Source organism: Vibrio sp. 811 (assembly GCF_033339195.1).
Window position 1 is genome coordinate 1 of sequence record NZ_JAWOUB010000657.1, and the last position, 591, is coordinate 591.

At 51.3% G+C, this 591-nt stretch carries 1 protein-coding gene; it reads right to left on the reverse strand.

Going from position 1 to position 591, the window contains the following annotated elements:
- Positions 1-591: dihydroxy-acid dehydratase (locus R7Q46_RS28660; protein ID WP_318078506.1), on the reverse strand; the 591-nt coding region annotated here is incomplete at both ends.

Consider the following 591-nt stretch of genomic DNA (forward strand, 5'->3'; position numbering starts at 1 on the left):
AGGGCCAGCACGGTAGAATGATTTCACTTCTTCTGAATCGGTCAGCATGATGTCGTATTTGGCTAGCTGCTCTTCCCAAGTCAGACCTAGTACGGTCTTAGACTGATTGTGCAGCAGACCTGCACGGTTCAGTTCACCAAGGATACCGACAACGCCACCCGCACGGTGTACATCTTCCATGTGGTATTTCTGCGTTGAAGGAGCCACTTTACAAAGGTGTGGTACTTGGCGAGACATGCGGTCGATGTCCGTCATATCAAAATCGACTTCACCTTCTTGCGCCGCAGCTAAAAGGTGTAACACCGTATTGGTCGAACCGCCCATTGCGATGTCGAGTGCCATCGCGTTTTCAAATGCGGCTTTGGTCGCGATATTGCGTGGTAGAGCCGTTTCGTCATCTTGCTCGTAGTAGCGTTTGGTAAGTTCAACGATGCGTTTAGCTGCATTGATAAACAGCTCTTTACGGTCGGCATGCGTTGCCAACAGCGAGCCGTTGCCTGGCTGAGACAGACCCAGAGCTTCTGTCAGACAGTTCATTGAGTTTGCAGTGAACATGCCTGAACACGATCCACACGTTGGGCATGCACTGCG